Origin of the sequence: Bacillus sp. FSL R9-9530, assembly GCF_038008145.1 — a bacterium.
GTDB lineage: Bacteria > Bacillota > Bacilli > Bacillales > Bacillaceae_G > Bacillus_A > Bacillus_A mycoides.
In genome coordinates, this window is record NZ_JBBOYO010000001.1 from 1,251,220 (window position 1) to 1,276,041 (window position 24,822).

Annotated in this window: 30 protein-coding genes; 23 read left to right on the forward strand and 7 right to left on the reverse strand. The window is 34.4% G+C overall.

Annotation, left to right across the window (positions count from 1 at the left end):
* Positions 1 to 7 precede the first annotated feature (7 nt).
* Both MKX66_RS06230 and lpdA read left to right on the forward strand, forming a co-directional pair.
* Complete coding sequence (locus tag MKX66_RS06230) at positions 8 to 1,207, forward strand: dihydrolipoamide acetyltransferase family protein (protein WP_326997324.1); 1,200 nt, start codon at positions 8 to 10, stop codon at positions 1,205 to 1,207.
* Between the two features lie 15 nt (positions 1,208 to 1,222).
* Positions 1,223 to 2,602 carry a dihydrolipoyl dehydrogenase gene (gene lpdA / locus MKX66_RS06235; RefSeq protein ID WP_215589742.1) on the forward strand — a complete coding sequence of 460 codons (1,380 nt, stop codon included), beginning with the start codon at positions 1,223 to 1,225 and terminating at the stop codon, positions 2,600 to 2,602.
* Between the two features lie 168 nt (positions 2,603 to 2,770).
* On the opposite strand, the gene MKX66_RS06240 is transcribed toward lpdA, so the two are convergent.
* Entirely contained in the window at positions 2,771 to 3,364 is a 594-nt protein-coding gene (locus tag MKX66_RS06240) for a hypothetical protein (RefSeq protein ID WP_061674243.1), read from the reverse strand.
* Positions 3,365 to 3,584: 220 nt separating this feature from the next.
* On the opposite strand from MKX66_RS06240, the gene MKX66_RS06245 reads away from it, so the two are divergent.
* Entirely contained in the window at positions 3,585 to 4,241 is a 657-nt protein-coding gene (locus tag MKX66_RS06245; RefSeq protein WP_326997323.1) for a DUF4085 family protein, read from the forward strand.
* A gap of 49 nt (positions 4,242 to 4,290) precedes the next feature.
* Here MKX66_RS06245 and MKX66_RS06250 read toward each other — a convergent pair whose 3' ends face one another.
* Positions 4,291 to 4,782, reverse strand: a complete 492-nt coding sequence (locus MKX66_RS06250; protein WP_016101293.1) for a hypothetical protein — start codon at positions 4,780 to 4,782, stop codon at positions 4,291 to 4,293.
* Positions 4,783 to 5,033: 251 nt separating this feature from the next.
* Between MKX66_RS06250 and MKX66_RS06255 the strand changes: the two genes are divergently transcribed.
* The 6 genes from MKX66_RS06255 to MKX66_RS06280 all read left to right on the forward strand — a co-directional run bounded on the left by MKX66_RS06255 (position 5,034) and on the right by MKX66_RS06280 (position 9,512).
* On the forward strand, positions 5,034 to 5,804 hold the full coding sequence (locus MKX66_RS06255) for a DeoR/GlpR family DNA-binding transcription regulator (RefSeq protein WP_326997322.1): 771 nt from the start codon (positions 5,034 to 5,036) through the stop codon (positions 5,802 to 5,804).
* Between the two features lie 12 nt (positions 5,805 to 5,816).
* Positions 5,817 to 6,413 carry a GNAT family N-acetyltransferase gene (locus MKX66_RS06260; RefSeq protein ID WP_149190584.1) on the forward strand — a complete coding sequence of 199 codons (597 nt, stop codon included), beginning with the start codon at positions 5,817 to 5,819 and terminating at the stop codon, positions 6,411 to 6,413.
* Positions 6,386 to 6,724, forward strand: coding sequence for an NIPSNAP family protein (locus MKX66_RS06265; RefSeq protein ID WP_326997320.1), 339 nt, complete (start codon positions 6,386 to 6,388; stop codon positions 6,722 to 6,724). The genes MKX66_RS06260 and MKX66_RS06265 overlap by 28 nt, the downstream gene beginning before the upstream one ends.
* Positions 6,725 to 7,038: 314 nt before the next feature.
* A complete protein-coding gene (locus MKX66_RS06270) occupies positions 7,039 to 8,889 on the forward strand; it encodes a sigma-54-dependent Fis family transcriptional regulator (RefSeq protein ID WP_256486183.1) in 1,851 nt (616 codons plus the stop codon).
* Positions 8,890 to 9,004: 115 nt separating this feature from the next.
* Positions 9,005 to 9,250 carry a DUF3977 family protein gene (locus tag MKX66_RS06275; protein WP_000873838.1) on the forward strand — a complete coding sequence of 82 codons (246 nt, stop codon included), beginning with the start codon at positions 9,005 to 9,007 and terminating at the stop codon, positions 9,248 to 9,250.
* 22 nt (positions 9,251 to 9,272) lie between these two features.
* A complete protein-coding gene (locus MKX66_RS06280) occupies positions 9,273 to 9,512 on the forward strand; it encodes a DUF3953 domain-containing protein (protein WP_341085791.1) in 240 nt (79 codons plus the stop codon).
* Between the two features lie 47 nt (positions 9,513 to 9,559).
* On the opposite strand, the gene MKX66_RS06285 is transcribed toward MKX66_RS06280, so the two are convergent.
* A complete protein-coding gene (locus MKX66_RS06285) occupies positions 9,560 to 10,171 on the reverse strand; it encodes a TetR/AcrR family transcriptional regulator (RefSeq protein WP_341085792.1) in 612 nt (203 codons plus the stop codon).
* Positions 10,172 to 10,330: 159 nt separating this feature from the next.
* Here MKX66_RS06285 and kynU point away from each other — a divergent pair, with 159 nt between their 5' ends.
* The 5 genes from kynU to MKX66_RS06310 all read left to right on the forward strand — a co-directional run bounded on the left by kynU (position 10,331) and on the right by MKX66_RS06310 (position 14,822).
* Complete coding sequence (kynU, locus tag MKX66_RS06290) at positions 10,331 to 11,617, forward strand: kynureninase (RefSeq protein WP_341085793.1); 1,287 nt, start codon at positions 10,331 to 10,333, stop codon at positions 11,615 to 11,617.
* Positions 11,618 to 11,619: 2 nt separating this feature from the next.
* Positions 11,620 to 12,249 (forward strand): arylformamidase, encoded by a 630-nt coding sequence (gene kynB / locus MKX66_RS06295; protein WP_341085794.1) that lies wholly within the window; start codon positions 11,620 to 11,622, stop codon positions 12,247 to 12,249.
* A gap of 33 nt (positions 12,250 to 12,282) precedes the next feature.
* Positions 12,283 to 13,122 carry a tryptophan 2,3-dioxygenase gene (gene kynA / locus MKX66_RS06300; protein WP_000661975.1) on the forward strand — a complete coding sequence of 280 codons (840 nt, stop codon included), beginning with the start codon at positions 12,283 to 12,285 and terminating at the stop codon, positions 13,120 to 13,122.
* A 126-nt stretch (positions 13,123 to 13,248) separates the two neighbouring features.
* Positions 13,249 to 14,166 carry a serine hydrolase domain-containing protein gene (locus tag MKX66_RS06305; protein ID WP_002136669.1) on the forward strand — a complete coding sequence of 306 codons (918 nt, stop codon included), beginning with the start codon at positions 13,249 to 13,251 and terminating at the stop codon, positions 14,164 to 14,166.
* Positions 14,167 to 14,186: 20 nt separating this feature from the next.
* Positions 14,187 to 14,822, forward strand: a complete 636-nt coding sequence (locus tag MKX66_RS06310) for a Pr6Pr family membrane protein (protein WP_215589738.1) — start codon at positions 14,187 to 14,189, stop codon at positions 14,820 to 14,822.
* Between the two features lie 56 nt (positions 14,823 to 14,878).
* On the opposite strand, the gene MKX66_RS06315 is transcribed toward MKX66_RS06310, so the two are convergent.
* The gene (locus MKX66_RS06315) at positions 14,879 to 15,211 is read right to left on the reverse strand and encodes a DUF3889 domain-containing protein (RefSeq protein ID WP_088039514.1); all 333 of its coding nucleotides are present in this window, start codon (positions 15,209 to 15,211) and stop codon (positions 14,879 to 14,881) included.
* A 145-nt stretch (positions 15,212 to 15,356) separates the two neighbouring features.
* On the opposite strand from MKX66_RS06315, the gene sleB reads away from it, so the two are divergent.
* The 6 genes from sleB to MKX66_RS06345 all read left to right on the forward strand — a co-directional run bounded on the left by sleB (position 15,357) and on the right by MKX66_RS06345 (position 19,802).
* A complete protein-coding gene (gene sleB / locus MKX66_RS06320) occupies positions 15,357 to 16,136 on the forward strand; it encodes a spore cortex-lytic enzyme (RefSeq protein WP_002013086.1) in 780 nt (259 codons plus the stop codon).
* 15 nt (positions 16,137 to 16,151) lie between these two features.
* A complete protein-coding gene (gene ypeB / locus MKX66_RS06325) occupies positions 16,152 to 17,492 on the forward strand; it encodes a germination protein YpeB (RefSeq protein WP_215589737.1) in 1,341 nt (446 codons plus the stop codon).
* A gap of 26 nt (positions 17,493 to 17,518) precedes the next feature.
* The gene (locus tag MKX66_RS06330; RefSeq protein WP_002085166.1) at positions 17,519 to 18,115 is read left to right on the forward strand and encodes a YhcN/YlaJ family sporulation lipoprotein; all 597 of its coding nucleotides are present in this window, start codon (positions 17,519 to 17,521) and stop codon (positions 18,113 to 18,115) included.
* Positions 18,116 to 18,219: 104 nt separating this feature from the next.
* On the forward strand, positions 18,220 to 18,576 hold the full coding sequence (locus tag MKX66_RS06335; RefSeq protein WP_002127693.1) for a hypothetical protein: 357 nt from the start codon (positions 18,220 to 18,222) through the stop codon (positions 18,574 to 18,576).
* A 27-nt stretch (positions 18,577 to 18,603) separates the two neighbouring features.
* On the forward strand, positions 18,604 to 19,101 hold the full coding sequence (locus MKX66_RS06340) for a GNAT family N-acetyltransferase (RefSeq protein ID WP_215589736.1): 498 nt from the start codon (positions 18,604 to 18,606) through the stop codon (positions 19,099 to 19,101).
* A 164-nt stretch (positions 19,102 to 19,265) separates the two neighbouring features.
* Positions 19,266 to 19,802 (forward strand): DUF1697 domain-containing protein, encoded by a 537-nt coding sequence (locus tag MKX66_RS06345; protein WP_016091496.1) that lies wholly within the window; start codon positions 19,266 to 19,268, stop codon positions 19,800 to 19,802.
* A 41-nt stretch (positions 19,803 to 19,843) separates the two neighbouring features.
* On the opposite strand, the gene MKX66_RS06350 is transcribed toward MKX66_RS06345, so the two are convergent.
* Positions 19,844 to 20,248, reverse strand: coding sequence for a hypothetical protein (locus MKX66_RS06350; protein ID WP_012261049.1), 405 nt, complete (start codon positions 20,246 to 20,248; stop codon positions 19,844 to 19,846).
* 209 nt (positions 20,249 to 20,457) lie between these two features.
* Here MKX66_RS06350 and MKX66_RS06355 point away from each other — a divergent pair, with 209 nt between their 5' ends.
* Both MKX66_RS06355 and MKX66_RS06360 read left to right on the forward strand, forming a co-directional pair.
* Positions 20,458 to 21,627 carry a ParM/StbA family protein gene (locus MKX66_RS06355; protein ID WP_002013097.1) on the forward strand — a complete coding sequence of 390 codons (1,170 nt, stop codon included), beginning with the start codon at positions 20,458 to 20,460 and terminating at the stop codon, positions 21,625 to 21,627.
* An 11-nt stretch (positions 21,628 to 21,638) separates the two neighbouring features.
* Positions 21,639 to 21,974, forward strand: a complete 336-nt coding sequence (locus tag MKX66_RS06360) for a hypothetical protein (RefSeq protein ID WP_002085171.1) — start codon at positions 21,639 to 21,641, stop codon at positions 21,972 to 21,974.
* Positions 21,975 to 22,254: 280 nt separating this feature from the next.
* On the opposite strand, the gene MKX66_RS06365 is transcribed toward MKX66_RS06360, so the two are convergent.
* The gene (locus MKX66_RS06365; RefSeq protein WP_215589735.1) at positions 22,255 to 23,112 is read right to left on the reverse strand and encodes an alpha/beta fold hydrolase; all 858 of its coding nucleotides are present in this window, start codon (positions 23,110 to 23,112) and stop codon (positions 22,255 to 22,257) included.
* A gap of 236 nt (positions 23,113 to 23,348) precedes the next feature.
* Between MKX66_RS06365 and MKX66_RS06370 the strand changes: the two genes are divergently transcribed.
* Complete coding sequence (locus tag MKX66_RS06370) at positions 23,349 to 24,275, forward strand: NADP-dependent oxidoreductase (protein WP_341085795.1); 927 nt, start codon at positions 23,349 to 23,351, stop codon at positions 24,273 to 24,275.
* A gap of 73 nt (positions 24,276 to 24,348) precedes the next feature.
* On the opposite strand, the gene MKX66_RS06375 is transcribed toward MKX66_RS06370, so the two are convergent.
* Positions 24,349 to 24,777: a cell wall hydrolase gene (locus MKX66_RS06375; RefSeq protein ID WP_002013108.1), complete on the reverse strand. Its 429-nt coding sequence runs from the start codon at positions 24,775 to 24,777 to the stop codon at positions 24,349 to 24,351.
* Positions 24,778 to 24,822: the final 45 nt, after the last annotated feature.

The following is a 24,822-nucleotide window of genomic DNA, read 5'->3' on the forward strand; positions in this document are numbered from 1 at the left end:
GAGAAACATGGCTGTAGAAGTTGTAATGCCGAAGTTAGGTATGGCGATGAAAGAAGGTATTATTACGAGCTGGAATATTAAAGCAGGTGATAATGTAGAAAAAGGTGAACTAATTGCTAGTATTAACTCGGAAAAAATCGAAACTGAAATAGAAGCACCAGCTGATGGAACTGTTCTTGATATAGCTGTAAGTGAAGATGAGGGAGTGCCGCCGGGTACTGTAATTTGCTACATCGGTAAACCGGACGAAAAAATAGAAGTCTATGAAAGTACAAATGTTGTAGAAGAAAAAATACCTAATCCAGAACCTAAAAATATACAACATCCAGAACCATATGCGAAAGAAATAGCAAATCAAAGAATCAAAATTTCACCTGTTGCGAAGAAAATTGCAAAGTCTGAAAATCTGGATATCAAGGCATTAGTTGGTACAGGTCCTGGTGGAAGAATTACAAAGGTAGATGTGTTAAAGGTGCTTGAAGAAAGAGTGCCGATTCCAGAAGTACTTGAACAAGAAGAAAGTAAAGTCATTCCTGTTACTGGTATGCGGAAGGCAATTGCGAACCGTATGCATGCAAGCCTACAAAATAGTGCGCAATTAACATTAACGATGAAAGTAAATGTTACAGATTTAGTTGCTTTACATAAAGAAATAGCGGAAGTTGTACAAAAACGATACGATAACAAACTAACTATTACTGATTTCGTTTCTCGTGCTGTTGTATTAGCGCTTAGAGAGCATAAAGAAATGAACAGCGCGTATATAAATGATGCCATTCATCAATTTGAACATGTTCATTTAGGTATGGCGGTCGCGTTAGAAAAAGGATTAGTCGTTCCAGCTATTCGCTTTGCTAATAATCTATCTTTAGTAGAGTTATCTAAAGAGATTAAAAATGTGGCACAAAAGGCACGAGCAGGCAGTTTAAGTAGTGATGATATGCAAGGGACAACATTTACAATTAGTAATTTAGGTAGCTTCGGTATTGAATATTTTACGCCAGTATTAAATACACCTGAAACTGGTATTTTAGGTGTAGGTGCAATTGAACATGTTCCTGTATATAAAGGGAAAAAATTAAGAAAAGGAAGTATGTTACCTTTAAGTTTAACATTCGATCATCGTGTACTAGACGGTGCACCAGCAGCTGCATTTTTACGCACAATTAAACGTTATTTAGAAGAACCTGTAACAATTCTTTTATAAAGAGAAGGTGAGAAAATGAGTAATTTAGTTGTTATTGGGGGCGGACCTGCTGGTTATGTAGCGGCAATTACCGCGGCTCAAAATGGAAAAGATGTCACTCTTATTGATGAAGCTGATCTTGGCGGGACCTGTTTAAATTTCGGTTGTATGCCTACGAAATCATTGTTAGAAAGTGCGGAAGTATACGATATTGTTAATCATGCGAATCGTTTTGGAGTATTAGTAGATAAGCAGAATATATCAATTGATTGGAAACAAATACAGACGAGAAAATCACAAATCGTAACGCAGCTCGTCCAAGGAATCCAATATTTAATGAAGAAAAATAAAATAAAAGTTATACAAGGTAAAGCGAAATTTGAAACGGATCACCGTATGCGAGTTACACACGGTGATAAAGAAGATGTAGTAGATGGAGAACAGTTCATTATAGCGGCAGGATCAGAACCAACTGAATTACCTTTTGCTCCATTTGATGGGAAGTGGATTTTAAATAGTAGTCATGCAATGTCCCTAGAAAATATACCAAAATCATTATTAATCGTTGGTGGTGGTGTAATAGGTTGCGAGTTTGCAAGCATTTATAGTCGTCTTGGAACAAAAGTTACGATTGTTGAAATGGCATCGCAATTATTACCTGGTGAAGATGAAGATATCGCACAAATTTTAAGGGAGAAACTAGAAAATGATGGCGTAAAAATATTTACAGGAGCGGCTTTAAAAGGATTAAATAATTATAAGAAGCAGGCTTCATTTGAATATGAAGGAAGTATCCAAGAAGCCAACCCGGAATTCATTCTCGTTTCTGTAGGTCGAAAACCACGTGTACAAGAATTAGCTTTAGAAAAAGCAGGCATTCAATTTTCAAATAAAGGAATTTCTGTGAATGAACATATGCAAACAAATAGATCACATATTTATGCAGCGGGTGATGTGATTGGTGGAATACAGCTTGCTCACGTTGCCTTCCATGAAGGAACGACAGCGGCATTACACGCGAGCGGAGAAGATGTGAAAGTAAACTATCATGCTGTACCTCGCTGTATTTATACAGCTCCAGAAATTGCTAGTGTCGGTTTAACAGAAAAAGGAGCAAGAGAGCAATACGGTGACATCCTCATCGGAGAATTCGCATTTACAGCGAACGGAAAAGCGCTTATTATTGGAGAACAAACGGGGAAAGTAAAAGTTATTGTGGAACCTAAATATCAAGAAATTGTAGGGATTTCTATTATCGGTCCTCGTGCAACCGAACTAATCGGACAAGGAACGGTGATGATTCATACAGAAGTTACAGCTGATATAATGCGAGATTATATTGCAGCACATCCAACTTTATCTGAAGCAATCCATGAAGCATTATTGCAGGCAGTAGGACATGCTGTACATGCTTGAAGGTAAAAAGACCAGTCTAATAGGACTGGTCTTTTTAATAAATAATATTTAAGTAGCAATATGTATAAAAAGATACTAGAAAAATCACTATACTCTCATGTTTTTTTAATCGATGAGAGTATAGTGATTTTGAAACTTCTTCACTTATTTAATTGAAATGCGCTGTTACTATTTAATTTCAATAGCTGAAGTTATATCGTTCCAATCTGCAGCTAAATTAGCAGTTTGACCATACCAATCAGAGTGTCTAAAGGAGACACCTTTTCCATATCCTTGAGTTGAAGAATGTTCCCATAGCGTTGTTGAATAACTTGCAGAAGGTGAAGCTGTACTTACAGAAGAAATTCTGTCGTTCCAGCTAGAAGGTAGGTTTTTAAAGCCACTGCTCCAATAAATATACTGTCCACCTTTATTTTGATGCTCATAAAAATCGGTACTACCAGCACCACTACCTAAAGGGTTAATTTTATTTTTAAGTGCCTTTTTATCCTTTTCAATAAAAGCATTCAATGTTTCTCTGCTAGTAAAGCCATAAGCTAACCAATCTCCATTTTCATTTTGCTTAGGTAGTACCATAGTAATTTGGATGTCTTTTTTTGATTGATCGCTTAATTTTGTGAATGAATTAACATTCTTTTCATCAACTTTTAAATAATCAAATGATTTAATTGTATTATCTTTTTCTGCAGCACTTACTACTCCTAATCCTCCAGTTAATGCAAAACCTGCTACTAATGTCCCTGCTACTAATTTCTTCAACATATAACCATCCCTTTTTGTTTAGATTTTTGTACATGTAAAACTTGTACATGTAAAATGTATTCTAATTTCACATTTTTGTAAATATTCTGAAGTTTTAGAAATAATAGGCGGAATATTTACATTTTTGCATTTATTCTTTAGAAAAAATAGCTATTGGAATGATATAATAAATAGATATATTGCTTTTGTTGGATGTTGAAATGTTTTAGGAGGAAAGCCATTGAAGTATTTCAATAAAGATTGGTATAAAGAAATGCAAGTATCTGGATTTTTAATTTTCTCAGAAACATTAGAAGAATGGGAAGAGATTTTGCGAGAGAGCGAAAAGGTAGGAATGGATTATAAGAAAAGTTTGAGAGAAGACATGGAAGAAAAGAAAGAAGATTTATTAAAGTTTCTACCTAAGTCACTACATCCATACATTCATGACAATACAATTAAGTCAGAATACCCATCAGAAAAGTTAAAGAAACTTATGCTTGATTGGACAGAAGATTATGAGAAAAGAATGAATGATTTAGAACAAGCTTATATAGATAATTATAATGCTATAAAAGAAAAGCTCGCGCAGAATGTCGTTCAACTACATGAATACTCACTACATGACAGTGTAGTCAAATCAGTAGAGAGAAGATCAAAAGATACGCTAATCATAACTTTAGATTGCAGTGGTACTTTCAGTGAATTTGACAAACTGGAAGTAACTTTTACAGGCGTAACGAAATGTTCTATTCCGGAAAATTTTGAAGGTGCTTGGTGGTTATGTCATGAAATAGATCTTACTAATGAAGGTTTCGAATTGGGTGTTTTATTTGATTGCCCATTTGAAGAAGTGACGATTTGTGCAAAAGATGTATTGCTTGAGAAAAGTAACTAGTAAACTTTATAACTTTACAAACAAAAAAACAGTCTTATATGACTGTTTTTTATTTAGATGCTAAATTATCAAGTTTCCAATATGTATCTGTTAACGGCGCAGCTTTGCTATCTATGTATAAATACATATTATTTAAATCTTTTGGAGAAGTTTTCATATTAAATACAATGTCGGTAGTTAAAGAAAACTCAGATGGAACCTTTTTAGCATTTTCATTTTGTATAAATTCACCTTCGTATTTTTCACCCGTTTTTTCATCTTTTATGAAATATTTTATTTCTGAAAGATCTATCGTTTGTCCGTCAGCACGAGCATTATTTATAGTAACGCGAGCTGTGAGACGCCACTCTTTGTCTATTTTATCGAATTTTGCATTTTCAACAGTTGCTCTATAGTATTCGTTTTTAAATATTTCCCCATAGTGCATTGCATCCTTTTCAAAAGCGCTCTTTTCTTGTTTTGGTGCAGTATTTCCACTACATCCTGCCATTATTCCTGTAAATAATAATGCTGTACAAGTTACTTTAATTATAGACTTCATAGTAATCCCTTTCTGTATTAAAAAGTAAAACATAGGAATAATTTTACATCAGTAGGAAGGGAAATGGAAGTATGTTTGTGGAATATGCAAATATACATTTATTTCGTTTTCAAGTTAATGGGATAGAAAGAGGGAGAAAAACTGTATAAAGCTGAATAAATAAGAGTTGAAAATATTGTAATACAGAAAAAGCATGCATATAATTAAAATAAAGATTAAATTTCTGAATCTTCAATAATGGTGGTGATAACATGTTCACTGAAGAGCGTAGAGAGAAAATTTTAGAGTTACTTAAGAGAGATGGAAGAGTAATCGCAAAGGATCTTGCGGAAAGTTTTGATATGTCTATTGATTCTATAAGAAGAGATCTAACTATTATGGAGAAAGAGAGTTTATTAAAAAGAACGTACGGAGGTGCAGTTGAACTTACGCGAGTGAGAAACTTAGCTGCCGAACCATCGAAACGTTATCGTGATAGTTCAATAGATGAAGACGCGATTGCGAAAGTTGCTGTATCCTACATACAAGAAGGAGATTCCGTTTTTATTGGCGGGGCTTCCATTCATTATGCCATGTTAAAGTATTTACCTGAAACATCATTTACAGTTATTACGAATGCTTTAGAAATTGCTAGTAAGTTACGAGAATATAAGAACATTGATACGTACTTAATTGGTGGAAAAGTGAAACCATCAGGAAATATGACAGATACACTGGCCTCTGAATTGATAAGTAGATTCTCTATTGATCTTTATTTCTCTACAGGTGGCGGTATTTCATTGAATGGTATAAGTACTGCGACACCGGAAGTTGCTTATTTTGGAAAAACAGTAAGTAAAATTTCTAGAAGAAATATTTGTTTAGCTCCTCATAATAAACTTGGAATAGACTGCTTTATAAAAGGAGAGTCACTGATAGAAATTGACCTTATAATAACAGATGAAGGGGCTAGTAAAGAAACGATTCAACAATTTGAGAAACAAGGTAAAGAAATTGTAATAGCGTCAATAGACCTCATTTAAAAGGAGTTTGAAATGATTATAAAAGGACAAGAGTTTCATATAAATGGATTAACTTATACAGTTCGTTCTGCAGTTCAAACGGATGCTGAGCAGTTATCAGAAATTAGAGTTCAGATCGATGGCGAAACTGAAAATATGGATAGAGAAGCTGGAGAGGGGTTTATTGATAAGATAGGGTTTCAAAAAATAGTAAAAACAGATAGTGAAGAGATGAAGAATCTTTTTTTAGTTGCAGAAGTGCACAACCGAATCGTAGGATTTTCGAGATGTGAAGGATCAAATTTGAAGAGATTATCCCATAAAGTAGAGTTTGGTGTTTGTATTTTAAGAGAGTTTTGGGGATATGGAATGGGTAAGAGTCTATTGCAACAATCTATTCAGTGGGCTGATGAAAATGAAGTGAAAAAGATATCATTGCAAGTGTTAGAGACAAATGAGAAAGCTATTCAGCTTTATAAAAAGTTAGGTTTGGAGGTAGAAGGTATTCTAAAAAATGATAAAAAACTGTCAGATGGTAAGTATTATAATACGGTAGTAATGGGAAGGTTTACTGATACTTTTCATAAAAGTGGTGAAGAAGTATGTTTTACAGAAGGAAATACTATGTAGTAAAAAATGAATTCATAGAAATATTTAATGATCATTTCAATTATACTAATTTACCTAATCAAATAAAATATGGTTCTCGTTTAATAGGACGCTGGATGAAAGATAATAATGATGGTACGACTGAAGTATTTGCAATATGGGAATATGATAGTTATGAACAGTATAAAGAAATTGAATCAAAAATTAGAAGCGACAAGATACATGTTAAAAGAATACATGATTGGTATGAAAAACATGGCGGGAAAGAATATGTTTTACAGGAGTACATATTAGAGTTAAAAAATGAAGAGTTAGTATGTACTGTAAAGTGATAGAGGGGTGAGGAATAATGGGAATTAAAACAAAATTATATTTTAGTTTAGCATCCACCATTTTATTTGCAATAGCGGTGATAGTTTTCTTTATAAACGGCAACCCACAAAAGTGGTTTTGGTTATGTATTTTCTTTGCGTCCATTATACAAAATATAGTTCTACTAAAAAAGAATAAAGAAGTTTATTAAGATATTCAAATTATTAACATATTTGTGTCATCTTTCTAGTTGTATTGAAAACGCTTTTATTCAGTTTTATAATAAAAGTATGTTTTATAAATCTCCAAAACAATTAATAGGGGAGATGATACAATGTTAGCTTCACCGTTTTACTTACATACATGGAAAAAGTTTGTGGATGAAGGAGTCCTTGATTCGAACCGTATAAACGAAAGAATTTCAGAGTCATGGCATCGATGTAAACAAGCAAATGTGAATCCTCATATGAATAAAGGTCAGAAAATTTTGTCTTCTGATATTTTTCAGGATCAAAAGAAAAAGAGTGAAATCTTCCTTGATATAGCAATACCTCAAATACAAAATATGAGAAAAACCATTGATGAACTGCAAATGATGGCATTATTAATTGATCCAGATGGTTATGTTCTATCATTAAGTGGGAATCAGCAAACTTTGAAACGAGCGAAACATATTAATTTTATTGAAGGTGTGAAATGGACGGAAGCAGCTGTTGGTACAAATGCGATAGGAACAGCGTTACAGATTGAAGAGGCTATTATGATAAGTGGTACAGAGCATTATTCTGTCGCATCTCATAGCTGGAGCTGTGCGGCCTCTCCGATTCATAATGATGATGGGAAATTAATTGGTGTTCTAGATTTCTCCTGTCCAATTGAGTTTTCACATCCATATATGCTCGGAATGGTAACTTCGATCGCGCATGCGATTGAACGTGAATGTAGTATTCGAGTACATCAAAATGAACTGCATTTAATCCATCGTTTTTTAGATGTAATTGACAGTGAAGAACAAGTTGTTATTTGTAACCATCGTGATGTTATCGTTTCTGCGAGCAAGAGGGTTCGTGAACGAGTATGTAATTGGTCACGAATGAAACTTGAAGATTTAATGCACAATGGATTGAAACCTAAATTAGAGGTACCGGTATATAGTAATGATAGAATGATCGGGAAATGTATTTACTTAAAGGAAAATAAACAAGAAAATTTATTTTCTCCTTATCCGTTTATAAACGGAATTACTTTCCCTGGAGTTATTGGGACAAGCAGCGTATTTCAACATACTTTAGAAGAAATTAAGCTTGTTTCACCAACTGACGCTAGTGTATATGTATGTGGTGAAACAGGTGTAGGGAAAGAATATGTAGCGAGAGCGATTCATGAAAATAGTCCAAGAAAAAACGGTCCTTTTATAGCTGTTAACTGCGGTTCATTACCGAAAGAATTAATGGAAAGTGAATTATTCGGTTATGCTGAAGGTGCATTTACAGGTGCGCGGCGCCAAGGATATAAAGGGAAATTCGAACAAGCAGACGGAGGAACAATATTTTTAGATGAAATTGGTGAAGTGCCGCCAGAGATGCAAGTGGCATTATTGCGTGTTTTGCAAGAACGAACAGTAACCCCAATTGGTAGTTCAAAAGAGGTACCAGTAAATATTCGTATTATTACTGCGACACATAAAGATTTACTACGATTAGTAGAAGAAGGGAAATTCCGTCAAGATTTATATTATCGTTTACATGTTTATCCGCTATATGTTCCGTCGTTAATAGAAAGAAAAGAGGATATTCCGTACTTCATACAACATTTTTGTGAACGAAAGGATTGGAATGTTGTATTTCCAAAGAGTATTTGTAATCAATTTTTACAGCATACATGGCCCGGAAATATTCGAGAATTATTAAATGTATTAGAACGCATATACATTTTGTCGCAAGGACGGGAAATATGCGAAAAACAAATCTCTTTTTTATTACAAACAATGATTGGAAATCAACATCAACTTGAATTGCAAGCAGAAAATAAAACGGAGCATACATTAAATTTCCGTGAAAAAATACAGCGTGATAGCATGATTGAAGCGCTAGAAAAGACGAACGGAAATGTTTCATTAGCTGCAAAACTATTAGATGTGCCACGCAGTACGTTTTATAAACGTATGCAAAAATTTAGGCTATAAAAGTAGATTTTTGTAATCTACTTTTTCTTTATGGGCTCACGTTCTGTCGGAATGTGCGCTTGCCAGGGAAATAATAGAATAATTAGAAAGAAGATTTCCTGAAGGGGGGTAGCATGTGAAGTATATTGAAATTGGAATCGGGAATAGGTGGTTCATTCGAACGGAAACCGAAAATAAAGATGGAACTGAATTCGAGGAACGAGGAATTATTAAACCTATTTATTTTGAGTCTTTATATGTACGGATTTGGTTTCGGAAAACGTGTTTTATTTTTGATACGAAAGAGGGCTTTAAGAAAGTAAGGAAAAGTAGAGCTGAGTATAAGTTTATTGTTGGAATGGTGAGTAGGTTAAAACAATAGAATCACACAGGGGGGTGTTTTTATGATTAGAATTATCACATTCATACTCGCTTTTATTATAATGGGCTATTCTATTTACAGTTGGAATGATGATTCAAAGCAAAGTATGCTCATTTTACAATTACTTTTAGGGTTTATGCTTGCCGGTATGGGGATACAAAACGTTAAGAAGGATGAAAAAGAGAATAAGAATATGGGGCTTTTGCTATTACCTACATCACTTTTTTGTATTATTGTATCGTTAATAAAATATTTTAAATAAACCGTTACTAAGCATATTGAGTAACGGTTTATTGAGGTTATAATGTGCTATTTATATAACCCCGTCGTATACATTACCGTTAAAGTATGTACAATTTCTTCTAATTCTAGTTCTTTATCATTTTGCACGATTGTCCAAAGAAACGTTTCATTCATAGAGAACCAGCCACATGCGACAATCTCTTTATTTAACTCAGTTCGTACTAATTCATTTTCCTGGGAATGAGTAATGTCTTGTATAATCCGTGTTACAAAGCGTTCGCGAATCTCATCCCATTTTTGACGTATTTCTTTTGAGGTTCTTATTGCTTCTTCAACAACTTGTAATATAGCTCTTTCTTCTTGTGCTAACTGTAAAAAAGCGCGTACTTGATTCTGAATCATATCTCGTGCTTCAGCCTTTGTTTGAGGGGAAAAAGAGCGATCAGCAATATCATAAAAGCGATTCATAACATCTTCCATCAAAACGACGAGGAGAGCATCTTTGTTTTTAAAATATACATATGCTGTTCCATAACCAGTTTCTGCATGTTTAATAATTTGCGTGATTGTAGTTTTCTGAAATCCGTTTTTTATAAACATAGTATAACCGGAATGTAATAGTTTCTTTTTTGTTTCTAAGGAGCGGTGTTTTCTTGTTGAAGGAGTAAAATTTTTCAAGGAATCACCTCTTTATACTGAAATATCTGAAAATATAATTGTATTGTAAAAGAAGTTTGTATATAAAGTCAACTGACATAATATCATTGACGTTATATCAATTTAAGTGATATATTTTAATTAGTTAGAATAAAAAGAAAATTAAAAGAAGGTGACACCATGTATAAAGAACCATTTCAACCAACTTATGAGTATGCGCTTGAATGTGATAAACATGATGAACTGAAAGATTTTCAATCTGAATTTTATAAAAAAGAAGGAACAATATATTTAGATGGTAACTCTTTAGGGTTGCTTTCAAAAAGAGCAGAGAAATCGTTACTTACCTTGCTAGATTCATGGAAAGAGTTTGGGATTGATGGATGGACTGAAGGTGAGCATCCATGGTTTTTCCTTTCGGAGAAATTGGGTGAATTGACAGCACCTCTTATTGGATCTTTACCGGAAGAAATGATTGTAACCGGTTCCACGACTGCGAATATACATCAAGTTATTGCGACGTTTTATGAGCCAAAAGGAATACGAACAAAAATTCTTGCGGATGAATTAACTTTTCCGTCAGATATTTATGCACTTCAGAGTCAAATTCGTTTAAAAGGCTTAGATCCAGATGAACATTTAGTACGAGTGAAAAGCCGAGATGGAAGAACACTTTCTGAAGATGATATTATTCATGCGATGACCGATGATATCGCTTTAATATTATTGCCTTCTGTACTATATAGGAGTGGACAAATTCTTGATATGAAGCGATTAACAGCTGAAGCTCATAAACGTGGTATTCATATCGGTTTTGATTTATGTCATTCAATCGGCTCCATTCCGCATCATTTTAAAGAGTGGGATGTAGATTTCGCTGTATGGTGTAATTATAAATATTTAAATGCAGGTCCTGGTGGTGTTGCAGGCCTTTATGTAAATAATAAACACTTTAATAGACTCCCAGGATTATCTGGTTGGTTTAGTTCTAGAAAAGATAAGCAATTTGATATGGAGCATTCATTAACTGCGGCTGACCATGCTGGAGCTTATCAAATAGGGACACCTCACGTATTAAGTACTGCACCATTAATCGGTTCTCTTGAAATTTTTAAAGAAGCTGGTATTGAAAAGTTACGTGAAAAATCATTACATATTACGAGATATATGCTTGATTTAATTGAACATGAATTAAAAGGCTTTGAATTTACAATTGGAAATCCATTAGAGGATGAAAAACGAGGCGGGCATATTTATTTAGAACATGCCGAGGCGGCACGTATATGTAAAGCGTTAAAAGCAAATGGGGTTATTCCAGACTTTAGAGCTCCAAATGGAGTTAGACTTGCGCCTGTTGCTTTATACAATACGTATGAGGAAGTATGGAATTCTGTACAAATCTTAAAGAACATTATGAAAAATGAAGAATATAAAAACTTTGAAAATAAGCGAGAGGTTGTGGCGTAAGCATGAAAACATCGCAGTGGATTGATATTTCACAACCGCTAAATAATGATATCGCGACATGGCCAGGGGATACACCGTTCTCGTATGAAGTTTCATGGTCAAAAGAAGACAGTGGCTCAGTAAATGTCGGAAAGTTAACGATGAGTATCCATACAGGTACTCATATTGATGCACCTTTTCATTTTGATAATGACGGTAAGAAGGTGTTGGATTTAGATATTCAAGTTTATGTTGGTCCAGCACGGATCATTGACGTTTCTAATCTTGAAAGCATCGGGAAAAAGGAATTAGAAAACTTTCATTTAGAAGGTGTAGAACGATTGTTATTACGTACATCTTCACATGGTAAAGCAAATGAATTCCCAGATGTAATCCCGCATTTACGCGCAGATATTGCAGCCTTTCTTTCTGAAAAGGGAATTCGTTTAATCGGGGTGGACGTACCATCTGTTGATCCTTTAGATGATAAAGAACTAGCAGCGCATCATCAATTATTTAAACATGGAATTCATATTTTAGAAAATGTCGTACTAGATCACGTAGTAGACGGCGATTACGAATTTATTGCATTACCACTTGCATTAACAGATGCGGATGGGAGTCCAGTTCGAGCTGTTATTAGACCAATATAAGTAGAAATGAACACAAAGGGGCGTTTGGCTAATATGAAAGAAAATGAAAAGGTAATTATGGAAAAAGGGATTCATACGGATTTTAAGGAGAATATGACGTACGGAGAGTATTTACAGCTAGATAGCTTATTATCTAGTCAACAAAGATTATCAGATCATCATGATGAAATGTTATTTATCGTCATCCATCAAGCGAGTGAGCTTTGGATGAAACTAATTTTACATGAATTGAATGCAGCGATTGAATCTATTAAACAAGATAAATTACCACCAGCCTTTAAAATGTTAGCACGTGTATCAAAAATTCAGTCGCAAATTATTCAATCTTGGGATATTCTTGCGACATTAACGCCATCAGAATATATTGAGTTCCGCGATTCACTTGGTCAGGCTTCAGGTTTTCAATCGTATCAATATCGAATGATTGAATATGCACTTGGTTATAAAACACCACATGCATTAAAAATTTATGAAAAGGACCCAGAATTACATGCTCGTCTTCATAAAGCACTTCATGCACCAAGTTTGTATGATGTGGCGATACAAGCCCTTGTTAAAGAAGGATTTCCAATTCATAAAGATGTGTTAAATCGTGATGTTACGCAGCCTTACGAAGAGGATGCAACTGTAGAAGCGGCTTGGATAGAAGTATATGCGGACGTGCAGAAATATTGGGATTTATATCAGCTTGCAGAGAAATTAATCGATATTGAAGACTGGCTACAACAATGGCGTTTCCGTCATATGAAAACGGTAGAACGAATTATTGGTCATAAAATGGGAACAGGTGGCTCTTCTGGCGTATCTTATTTAAAGCGAGTGCTTGATCAATGCTTCTTCCCAGAGCTTTGGAACGTTCGAACGAAATTATAAAAATAAACTTGTCAGCTATTAAATGCTGGCAAGTTTATTTTTTTGTTTTAATAACAAATATGATTTAATAGAGAGAACGAGATGAACTACAAATATTACATAACCGTTTAGATGGAGGAAGATTTCTTGAATTTCGAGCAATTACAAAATAAATTTGAAAAGAAAAAGGTTAATACATTTCTTGTTTATCAAAAGGGGGAATTAACGACTGAGTACTATAAAACGATAGACTGTGCAAATGACTTATTTAAAATTAATTCGATTACAAAAAGTATCGTATCTATATTAATTGGTATCGCAATTGATAAAGGATTTATAAATAATATACATACACCAATCACAACATGGATTCCCAATGTACCGGAGAAAAAAAGGGAATTAACACTGTATCATTTATTAACGATGACAACAGGAGAAGATTGGCAAGAATTCGGCAATGGGGTTGTTTTCCCGAATGACTTTGTGGAATCAGACAATTGGGCACAATTCATTTTAGAAAAGCCGTTCATTGAAGACGTGGGTATGAAAATGAATTATAACTCAGGTTCTTCTCACTTACTTAGTTACATCATTCAAGAATCAACTGGAATGTCGACGGAGCAGTTCGCGAAAAAGTATTTATTTGATCCATTAAACATTACGGAATATGAATGGCAACAAGACCCGCAAGGTGTATATGTCGGGGGATTCGGTATGAAAATGAAATCTATAGATTTATTAAAGTTAGGAAAATTATGTTTGCAGAATGGATATTCGAAGGGAAATGAAATTATATCATCGAAATGGTTAGAGCAATCAAGTACAGCTCTATTTGAAACGTATGAACATGTCGGGGCATATGGATATCACTGGTGGGTGTTAAATAACGAAAGATTTCACATACCGTATTGTATGTATTTTGCTATGGGATACGGAGGGCAATACATTATTATCATTCCGCAGTTAGAGCTCGTAGCTGTAATTAGTAGTCACATGCCAAAACGTGGCCTCGTACCATTAAAGTTATTTATAGAACATATAAAAGAGAATTCCAATCATAAATAAGTAGAGAAATGAGGTGTTTTATGAGAAGTGCAAAAATGATAGCGATTTATAGACTGTTATTAAGTCTTCTAGCGTTTAGTGCACTTATTACTCAATTTGTTACAAGGGCACAAGTGAAACCGTTCAATCCAGTTAACTTTTTTAGTTTCTTCACAATTGAAAGTAATATTTTAGTGGCGGTAATTCTACTATTTAGTAGTTTGGGGACAGCCCTATTTGGACGTTCCGAGCAGTTTGGAGTTCTTCGCGGCGCAGCTACAGTATACATACTGACAACAGGACTTATTTATTTTTTGTTATTAAGGGGATTAGAAGAGACACTTCAAACACCGATACCGTGGGTAAATACTGTGCTTCATTACATCATGCCGTTAGCGATGATTTTAGATTGGGTTATAAATCCACCTACGAAGACCATTACATGGAAACAGGCTGCGAGTTGGCTTGTTTTCCCGCTTTTATATGTTGTCTATAGCTTAATACGCGGGTCATTCGTGAATTGGTACCCATATCCGTTTTTAGATCCGAGAATAGGTGGATATGGGAGAGTATTTTTATATAGTATAGGGATATCCGTTGTTATTGGAGCTATTTGCGGATTAGTAAAAATGTTAGGGAATCGATCTTTGCATATAAAAAATAATCCTCCTTATTAAGGAAGAAGTACATAAAGAAACCTCTGTCTGTATGTAAAGACGGAGGTTTTTTTGTTTTACCGACTTGTCTTCTGAAAGGACATCTTTAAAAATTCCTCTGTTTTCGTATCAAACTCTACATCCACAAAAACACCATACTCTTTTCCACCCTCACGTAGCCATAATTTAAACTTTTCAACTGTTATTTGAACAGTTTTTGGTTGTCTACCTATATGAAGGTAATCGATAATCTCAGCTTTCGGATATTGTTCTTTCGTTTTTTCAACGGCTAGTTTACCCCATTTTGCATAGGGTGGCTGTGCGTGAACAATAGATGGGTCGGTATGTATATTTGAACATATTGTTATTAAAAAAAATATAAATGCTGTACGTACGAAGAATCGCTTCATAATAAGCTCCTTTTATTCTTTTTGTATATTGTTTACATATTTCTTCAAGCATATAAGTTTGGATTTTTTTGTCTTCTTTACATAAAAGCGAGGGTTTTACAAAACATAACCATGAAATCATTTCCGTAATTAAGGAGGGAAATACATGCGTCAAAAAGCTGTTTTTAAGATAGCGATTTTGCTTGTCTTTATCGGGCTATCTTTAATGGTAAGTAGTATACAGACCAAAAATGTGGAAGCCTTTTCTAATCAAGTGATTCAAAGAGGGGCATCTGGAGAAGATGTCATTGAACTGCAAACTCGTTTGAAATATAACGGATTTTATACGGGGAAAGTTGATGGTGTTTTCGGATGGGGTACATATTGGGCGCTTCGAAACTTTCAGCAAAAATTCGGATTGCCAGTTGATGGTTTAGCGGGTGCTAAAACGAAGCAAATGCTTGTAAAGGCAACGAAGTATGATAAGTCGACCGCTAATAAAGATACTACAACTAATAAAGGGAACAGTGGTGGAGGTACACAGGAAAATAAGCCGCCAAAAAGTACAGGGACAAATGTTCCAAACGGTTATTCTCAAAATGACATTCAGTTAATGGCAAACGCTGTATACGGAGAATCCCGTGGTGAGCCGTATTTAGGACAAGTTGCAGTAGCTGCGGTTATTTTAAACCGTGTCACAAGTGCATCATTTCCAAATACTGTTTCAGGAGTAATCTTTGAGCCGAGAGCATTTACAGCAGTAGCAGATGGACAAATATATTTAACGCCAAATGAAAATGCGAAAAAAGCCGTATTAGATGCGATCAACGGATGGGACCCAACTGGGAATGCATTATATTATTTCAACCCAGATACTGCGACAAGTAAATGGATTTGGACTCGTCCACAAATTAAAAAAATTGGTAAGCATATTTTCTGTAAATAGAGCGGAGGTGGAAACATGTTACGAGGTATTATCATCGTATTGTTAACAGTAGGTGTAGTCGGAACAGGGTATTGGGGCTATAAAGAGCATCAAGAGAAAAATGCAGTATTAATTCGAGCGGAAAATAGTTATCAGCGTGCGTTTCATGATTTAGCATATGAAGTTGATTTATTACACGATAAAATTGGAACAACACTGGCGATGAATTCACGTTCCTCATTATCGCCAGCTTTAGTAGATGTATGGCGTTTAACATCAGAGGCTCGTTCTGATGTAGGACAATTACCTTTAACATTAATGCCATTTAATAAAACGGAAGAGTTCCTTGCGAATATCGGTGATTTTAGTTATCGTGCAGCGGTTCGTGATTTAGAAAAAGATCCGTTAAATGATCAAGAATATAAAACGTTACAAGGTTTATATTCAAATGCAGCAAATATACAAGATGAACTGAGAAAAGTGCAGCATCTTGTATTGAAAAATAATCTTCGCTGGATGGATGTAGAAATGGCTCTTGCGTCAAACCAAGACCCAGCAGATAACACAATTATCGATGGATTAAAGACGGTAGAAAAGAATGTAACCTCATACTCGTCCACAAACTTTGGACCGACTTTTACAAGTGCACAAAAGAATAAAAAAGGCGGATTTGAAGCAAAAGGAAAGGCGATTTCGAAAGAGGAAGCGGAAAAAATCGCGAAATCATTTTTAAACTTAAAAGGGAATGAAAAAGTAGAAGTTGAGAAAAGTGGAAAAGGTGCAAAAGAATCATTCTACAGTGTGAAAATTCAAGATCCAGCAACGAACAATGAGTATTATATGGATATTACTGGAAAAGGTGGATATCCAATTTGGGTAATGAACAACCGAGAAATTAAAGAGCAAAAAATTAGTTTAAATGATGCAGGAAGTAAAGGATTAACATTTTTAAAGGATCACAAGTTTACAAATATGGAGCTGTTTGATAGCTCTCAATATGATAATATCGGTGTGTTTACGTACGTTGCAAGTGAAAATGGAGTGCGTATTTATCCAGAAGCGATCCAAATGAAAATTGCTTTAGATGATGGGTCGATTGTTGGTTTTTCCGCAAAGGAATATTTAGCATCACATCAAAAACGAACGATTCCGAGTGCGAAGCTAACCGCTGCTGAGGCGAGAAAGAAAATTAACCCCGATGTAAAAGTTATGGAAGAACGTAAAGCTGTAGTAGTAAATGACTTGCATAATGAAGTACTTTGTTATGAATATATTGGTACTTTAGGGAAAGATACGTACCAAATTTTCATTAACGCAAATAGCGGAGCAGAAGAAAAAGTGAAGAAGATGCAAGCTGTTGAAAAAATTTATGATTAAACATCAATGATAAAGTGGTGAAAATAATGAAAATCATTATATATATGTTAATGCTTTGTTTCGTTATTACTGGATGTAGCATTGGAAAAAAAGACAATCCTAATGAAAAGCCAGAACAAAAAAATGTCTCGATGAAAAATGTTACGTATACAAATAAATCAAATAAGCCAAATGAAAAAGCTGCTGATCATCTGGCATCTTTAGCTGCAAGTATACCTGGTGTAAACGATGCGACAGCAGTAGTAGTTGGGAAATATGCTGTTGTAGGTATTGATGTGAAAGCGAAACTTGATCGAACTCGCGTTGAGTCAATTAAGTATTCTGTTGCAGAAAGTTTAAAGAATGACCCGAACGGTGCTAATGCAGTCGTTGTAGCAGATGTGGATACGTATGAACGATTAAAACAAATAGGTAAGCAAATTAAAAAAGGTAAGACTGGTGAAGGCATACTTGATGAATTAGCAGCAATTGTTGGCCGAGTAATGCCGCAAGTTCCAAATGATATGATTGAAAATAGAGAAACGAATCCGATTAAAGATAATGATAAACAATTACCAAAAGATGAAGAACAAGAACTACGAAAAGAACAAGAAGATCAGTCAAATAACCATTTGAAAAAATAGTGAAAATCCCGTACTAAATTGTACGGGATTTTTCTGTAAGATTAAATATTCAGTTTATTTTTAAGGGAATATATGGTTTAATAATGAGGGGAGGGACAACCGTTATGATGAAAAAAAGCGCACTCATATTAGGTAGTTTATGCATAGGTTTTAGTATGACAGCGTGTGACCAGAAGAAAGAAGTGAAGAAAAAAACAGCTATGTCTTCTACTATAACGGAAAATAAAAAGCAAGAGACCATTAATATAAATCATTTCTCAAATATTAATGAAGGAATGACTTATTTAGAAGTGAAAGATTTAATCGGTTTTGAAGGGGATTTACTCATAGAAGAAGGGGAAGAACATTCTACACGAATTAAGCAAATTTTTGCTTGGAAAGGAAACGATCCAAAATCATTTGCTAAAATAACATTTTTGGATGGAAAAGTGCATTCTAAAACACAGCAAGGTTTAAGTTAATAACTTGAAGGAATGGGAGAGTTAAGCATGAACATACATACAGGGGAAATACAATTAGTGCCGTATAAGGAGCAATATAAAGAGATAATACAATCATTTACTTTACCAAGTGAACAAGTTCAATTTACGGCGAATCCAGGTGAATTACTGGAGAAAGCGAAAAATGATCGAACGAAAAATGTAGTTGTTATTTTAGACTATAACGGAGTACCTGTCGGTGTATTTATATTACAAACAGGTGATAGGGTACAGGAGTTTACAGAAAATAAGGATGCCCTACTTTTAACTTCTTTTTCTATTAATCACAATAAACAAAATAAAGGATATGCTAAAAAATCATTGGCGTTATTACAAGACTTTGTAAAATATTATTATCCAGTAAAAAATGAAGTGATTCTTGCTGTAAATGAAAAAAACATTCCGGCACAAAAGTTATATGAGAAAGTTGGATTTCAAGATAAAGGGTTTAGAAGAATGGGACCAATTGGACAACAATTCATATTACATTTGCCTATAACGAGATAATGAGATAACAAAGCTTACTCTTGAAAAAAATCATGTAGTAAGTTTTTTAATTTGAGATATTTTCCGTACATGATATGTTAGATGTATTAAAGTAAGTATTCGAGAAGCATGAAGGTGCAAAACAATTCGATTGTTAAGCATTTAAATACGTGAGGGGTAATCATATGACAATTTATATTGCACTACTACGGGGAATTAATGTAGGTGGACATAAAGTAATCAAAATGGCAGATTTGAAAATAATGTTTGAATCAATAGGGTTGAAAAGAGTGAAAACATATATTCAAAGTGGAAATGTAGTGTTTGAGTCAGAAGAAGAGATAAGTTTTTTAAAGGAACGAATTGAATGTGAAATTAAGAACGTTTTTGATTTCAATGTTCCAGTCATGTTACGAGCAAATGATGAATTTATTAATATTATTAAAAAGTGTCCTTACGAGACCCATTCGTTATTAGAAGGAGAAAGTGTACATGTGGCCTTTTTAGCTAATCTACTTTCTGAAGAAGACAGTAAGCGGTTACTTATGTGCAAAAGTGACATAGAAGATTGCCATATCGAAGGAAGAGTAGTGTATTTATTTTTCAAAAAAAGCATTCGGAATTCTAAACTAATGAACCAGTTTCAAAAATTACATACGCCAGCTACAGTAAGGAACTGGCGGACTGTGAATAAGCTGAAAGCAATAGCAGAAGGTATTTAAACATAAAAAAGTGGTTTTCTGCATTTAGAAAACCACTTTTTTTATTTATATTGTTTGGCGACAATGAGTTCAACAATTGGGAAAATAAGAAAGGAAGAACAGAGTGCAATAAAGAGTGGAAGGTTTTTTACACCATCCAAATTGGAACCCATAGAAAATCCTTCCGAGCAGAGTAATATAAGGAACATAACACCTACAAGCACGAAATACGCGATTTTAAAGCTTTTATAGGTAATTTGTTGTCCCATCTCATCTTGACTTTCTTCCGATACTCCGTTTGGATCTCCCCATGTAATATGATTTATTAAATTACTAAGTATTAAAGAGGCAGCGAAAATAGTCCCGCCCAAAATTGAACCTTCAGTTATGTATTTGTATGTGCCATGTACAAGTATAGCGATTAAAGATAAAGTTATGATTACAAAAATAATTTTTTTAGTATTCAATATATAATTGCACCTCCACTTTTGTAAAAAACTCTTTACATCCATAGTATAAAATTGGAAAAGTCTTATGTCAAATATTTTTTACATATGAAGTGAGTGTTTATAATTTTTTATTTTTGGGATAAATAAAAAATTAAATTACATTTGAATGTAAAAGAATGGGCTCGCATATATTTGGAAGGGATGTCAGATTAATTTAGGGGGTAGTTATGTCTATTCTTTTAAAAGCTGGTGCAGATGCAGGAAATAATGGTTTGAAGTTAATGGTGAAAGGGCAGGAACCTATTTTTATTCCGAGTATTTATTCCTTATATATAGGTGAGTCTACGGGCTTGTTAGATGAGGGTGAAGTTTCATCGTCAGAATTAGAGAATCACATTGATGTGACCATTAGTTCTCCATCGCTAATGTTAAATAATGTACGATACATCGTTGGAGAAAAAGTGATTCAAGATCAATTAAAAGGTACTGAAGTGGAGAAGAAATCAAATAAATCTACTGATGAATTAATGGTCATTACAATCCTTTCAGGTTTAGCGATAAGTGCTATGCGTCAAAGTCCAACTTCAAGTCATATTAATATTCGTTATGATTTATCTGTTGCTCTTCCAATGCAACTTATTACACAGGAAATTGCTGCTGAAAATGCGAAACGGTATATGGGTAATCACAAGGTCATATTCCATTATCCAAATGGACGCGATGTTACGATTAATGTTTCTATTGAGTTTTGTAAATGTCTACCTGAAGGCGCTTCTGGGACGTGGGGGATTGTATATGATGAGGAAGGAAATGTTGTGAAACATAAAATAGAATGTGAACAAAATCAAGTTTCAGAAATTGATTTTGTAGATAAAACTTTATTGTCTTTTGATATTGGCGCGGGGACAACGGAAGAAGTTGTTTCATTAGGGGTAAATTTCCGTCCGCAATTAAGTAAAGGATTATCATATGGTGTAAAAGAAACGTTACTACAAATTATTACGAGATGGAATCGGAAATATCCTACGAAAACAATTGATAGCATTACAGAATTTAACCAAATTTATTTAAATGAAAAGCACCCAAGAAATGCATTGTTAGTTGAGGAATCGCAGCCAGCATTTTTAGGTTTAGCAGCACGTGTCGCAACGGATATTATTAACAAAATTGATGATATGAAAGACGATCCATATGTATTTATTTATGGTGGGGGCGCAGTTATTATTAAAAATAGCTTAAAAATGATTTTGAAACAAAAAGGACGCTTGAAAAATGTGATCTTTGTAGATAACCCGTTATTCACCAATGCTCGTGGGTTATTAGTATATACATGCTCGCCAAAATATAGAGAGCATAAGCAAAAAGAGTTAGGGTTTACAAACTTAACGATAAGTTAGTTGGTGGAAGTATGCGATCTAGGCGATATAAACGTGGTGATCGAGTGAAAATTAATATTAATAAATCGGTATCGCCTGAAATGATTGCTTGGCTTAATAAACAATCTAATCCAACTAATTTCTTTTTCTTTGCGGCCCAGCAATTATTTAAACAAGTAGGAGATATTGATGTATCAAAAACCTTGCCAAGTAGCCATGTTTTTTCTTTATATATAGAACCATCATCTCTATTAAAAGTTGAAATGAATCCATTTAAACACGTACCACTAGAAAATAGTAAATCCACCGAAAATGTAAAAAAAAAATCGTGGGAATCTGTTGACCAGTTAGATTGTCCATTTTTTTAAGCATAGAAAAATATAGGTAGAGCCCATCACTATACATACGAATGCAGTGATGGGTTTTTGATATTGTATCGTAATCTTTATAAAGTGAAACTATAATCAGTGGGGGTTTTGTTCATCCCCCACTGATTATTAGCCTTCACCAATCGGGCGTTTACGGGCAGTTTATCTCCCACCTAATTTCTTTGCTTCAGCTGAATTTTGAGGTGGGAGTTTTACTGCCCACAAATAGCGGGATAAATAGAAGGGGCAAAACAATTTGTGCCCCTTCTAATAGTTGTTCTTATCTTATACTGGATATATGTTCTGAAACTGCTTTAATAATTTTATCCCAGTCATCGGGATGAATCTCGTGCCCTGTACCTTCAAGGGATAATAGCTTTGAGTTCGGAATTTCATCAATAAGTGCGAGTCCATGTTCAAGTGGAAGAGCTGTATCATGCGTACCATGAATTACTAAAGTAGGTACTAGTAACGACTTTAGTATACCTTCATAAGAATCATCACCTGTAAGGAGGGCGTGATTAAACATGCTTAATAGATTGTTAGCACGTTCTATTTCTTGCTTTACTTGTTTTAAAGTTCTTGCTTCATCAAATATACGCTTTGATCCACAGAGTAGACGTGATCCTGTAATTAAATATTTCGCTATAACATCTTTATTTGTCCAATCTAAATTTGCACCATTAGCATGATGTGTCAAAATTCTTTCATCCATTGGAGGCAAATCACGAGTATTGTTATCAGATCCAATAACGCTTGTTGCTAGTAATGTTAAGGTCAAAATTCTTTCTGGGTGTTTTACTGCAGCAATTTGAGCAATCATACCTCCTAATGACATGCCAAAAAGGTGTGCCTTGTCAATATGATACGCATCGAGTACTCCGATTGCATCTTCAGCCATATCTGCTACAGTGTAATTGGAAGTCCCAGGCTCATATGTAACAGAACGCCCAACATCACGGTTATCATAGCGAATGACAAACCTTCCTGTGCTAGCCAACCTTTCACAAAATTCTTCATCCCAATAAACCATTGAACACGTAGCTCCCATAATTAATAATATTGCTGGGTTATTAGGATTTCCAAAGCTTTCTGTACATATATCAATACCGTTTACTTTGAAAACTTGTTCACTCATAGCACACTCTCCGTTTCATTTAAAGGTCATTAATAAATAAAGAGAAATATAACTTTGGGTGTTTCTTAGGCGTAAATTAGATTGTATTTAAGTGAAATAAATGTTTTTTGCACTCATGATGCTTAATTAGTAGAGTAGCATAAATATCACCTCCAAACATATTTATTTTCATTCAAGGCGAAAAATTTTGAAAAATAATTGTTTGTTATTAAAATAAACAGCAAGGGGGAGAGGAAATGAAATCAATTGTTATTGATCAATATGGTAGTGTTGAAGAATTACAAGAAAGACAAGTTCCTAAACCAGTTGTTAAATGTACTGAAGTATTAATACGTATACACGCAACATCTGTCAATCCTGTTGATTGGAAAATAAGAAAGGGAGACTTACAAGAAAAGTTGCGATTTTCATTTCCAATTACATTAGGATTAGATGTTGCTGGAATAGTTGAAGAAGTTGGAGGAGATGTGAATCATTTTAAAATAGGAGATAAAGTGTTTACGAAACCTGAAAATATAGGGAAAGGTTCTTATTCTGAATACATTACAGTGAAATCAAATTTAGTAGCGCAAATGCCTAATAATCTTAATTTTGAAGAAGCAGCATCTATACCTCTTGCAGGACTAACAGCTTGGCAAAGTCTTGTTGATTACGCACAAATAAAAGAAAATGACCGAGTATTAATTCATGCTGGAGCGGGCGGAGTAGGGAGTTTTGCAATTCAAATCGCAAAATCATTTGGGGCCTTTGTCGCAACAACTGCAAGTAGTAAAAATGAAGAGTTTTTAAAGTCTTTAGGTGCTGACCTTGTTATTGATTATAAAAAAGATAAATTTGAAGAGCTACTATCAGATTATGATATTGTGTTAGATACAATCGGCGGAGAAGTACAAGAAAAAAGTTTTCAAATTATTAAATCTGGTGGTGTTCTAGTTTCTATCATTCATGAACCACGTCATGAAGTAAAGGGTATAAAATCAGGGTTTTTATGGTTGAAACCAAGCGGGAAGCAATTGGACGAATTATCTGTTTTGATTGAGCATGGAAAAATTAAACCTATCATCAGTAAGGTTGTTCCGTTTAATGAAGAAGGAATTAGAGAAGCTCATATTTTAAGTGAAAGTCAGCATGTTAGAGGGAAAATTGTAATTACGATGGAATGATATTTACATAAATATACGAGTGGTGACTATATGAGATGAAAATAGTCACCACTCGTATATACTATAATTTTTACTATCTTGAATACATTTTTGGACATTCATCACCACTTGGTTCGTAAAAGCAATGGCTTTTAAATTGCCCTGCAAACGGCTGATTATACCATTCGGGTGGACAAGCTCCAACTGGACGAAAATACCAAAGAGCCCATCGTGCTGGCCAGCGCCATTCACCTTGTAAAACTTTTCTTGCGATTTCTTTTTCTGATTCACGGGCACGTTGATAAAAGTAACCGTATTGAACTGCTTCGAATCCGCCAGGGCTTTGATATACTGCATCACGCACAGATCGAAGTTGTTTAAAATCTAAACAATCACAAAACACACGATTTACGACAACACAACCAACAAGTTGTTCACCTTGTCGTCCTTCGCCCTCAGCTTCAGCACGGATTAAACGTGCTAATAAATCAACGTCACTTTCGTTGTATGGAATAAGGGGCATTGTAATACCACCTTTCTTTACCTGTTATAGTAAAGAGTGTATGTT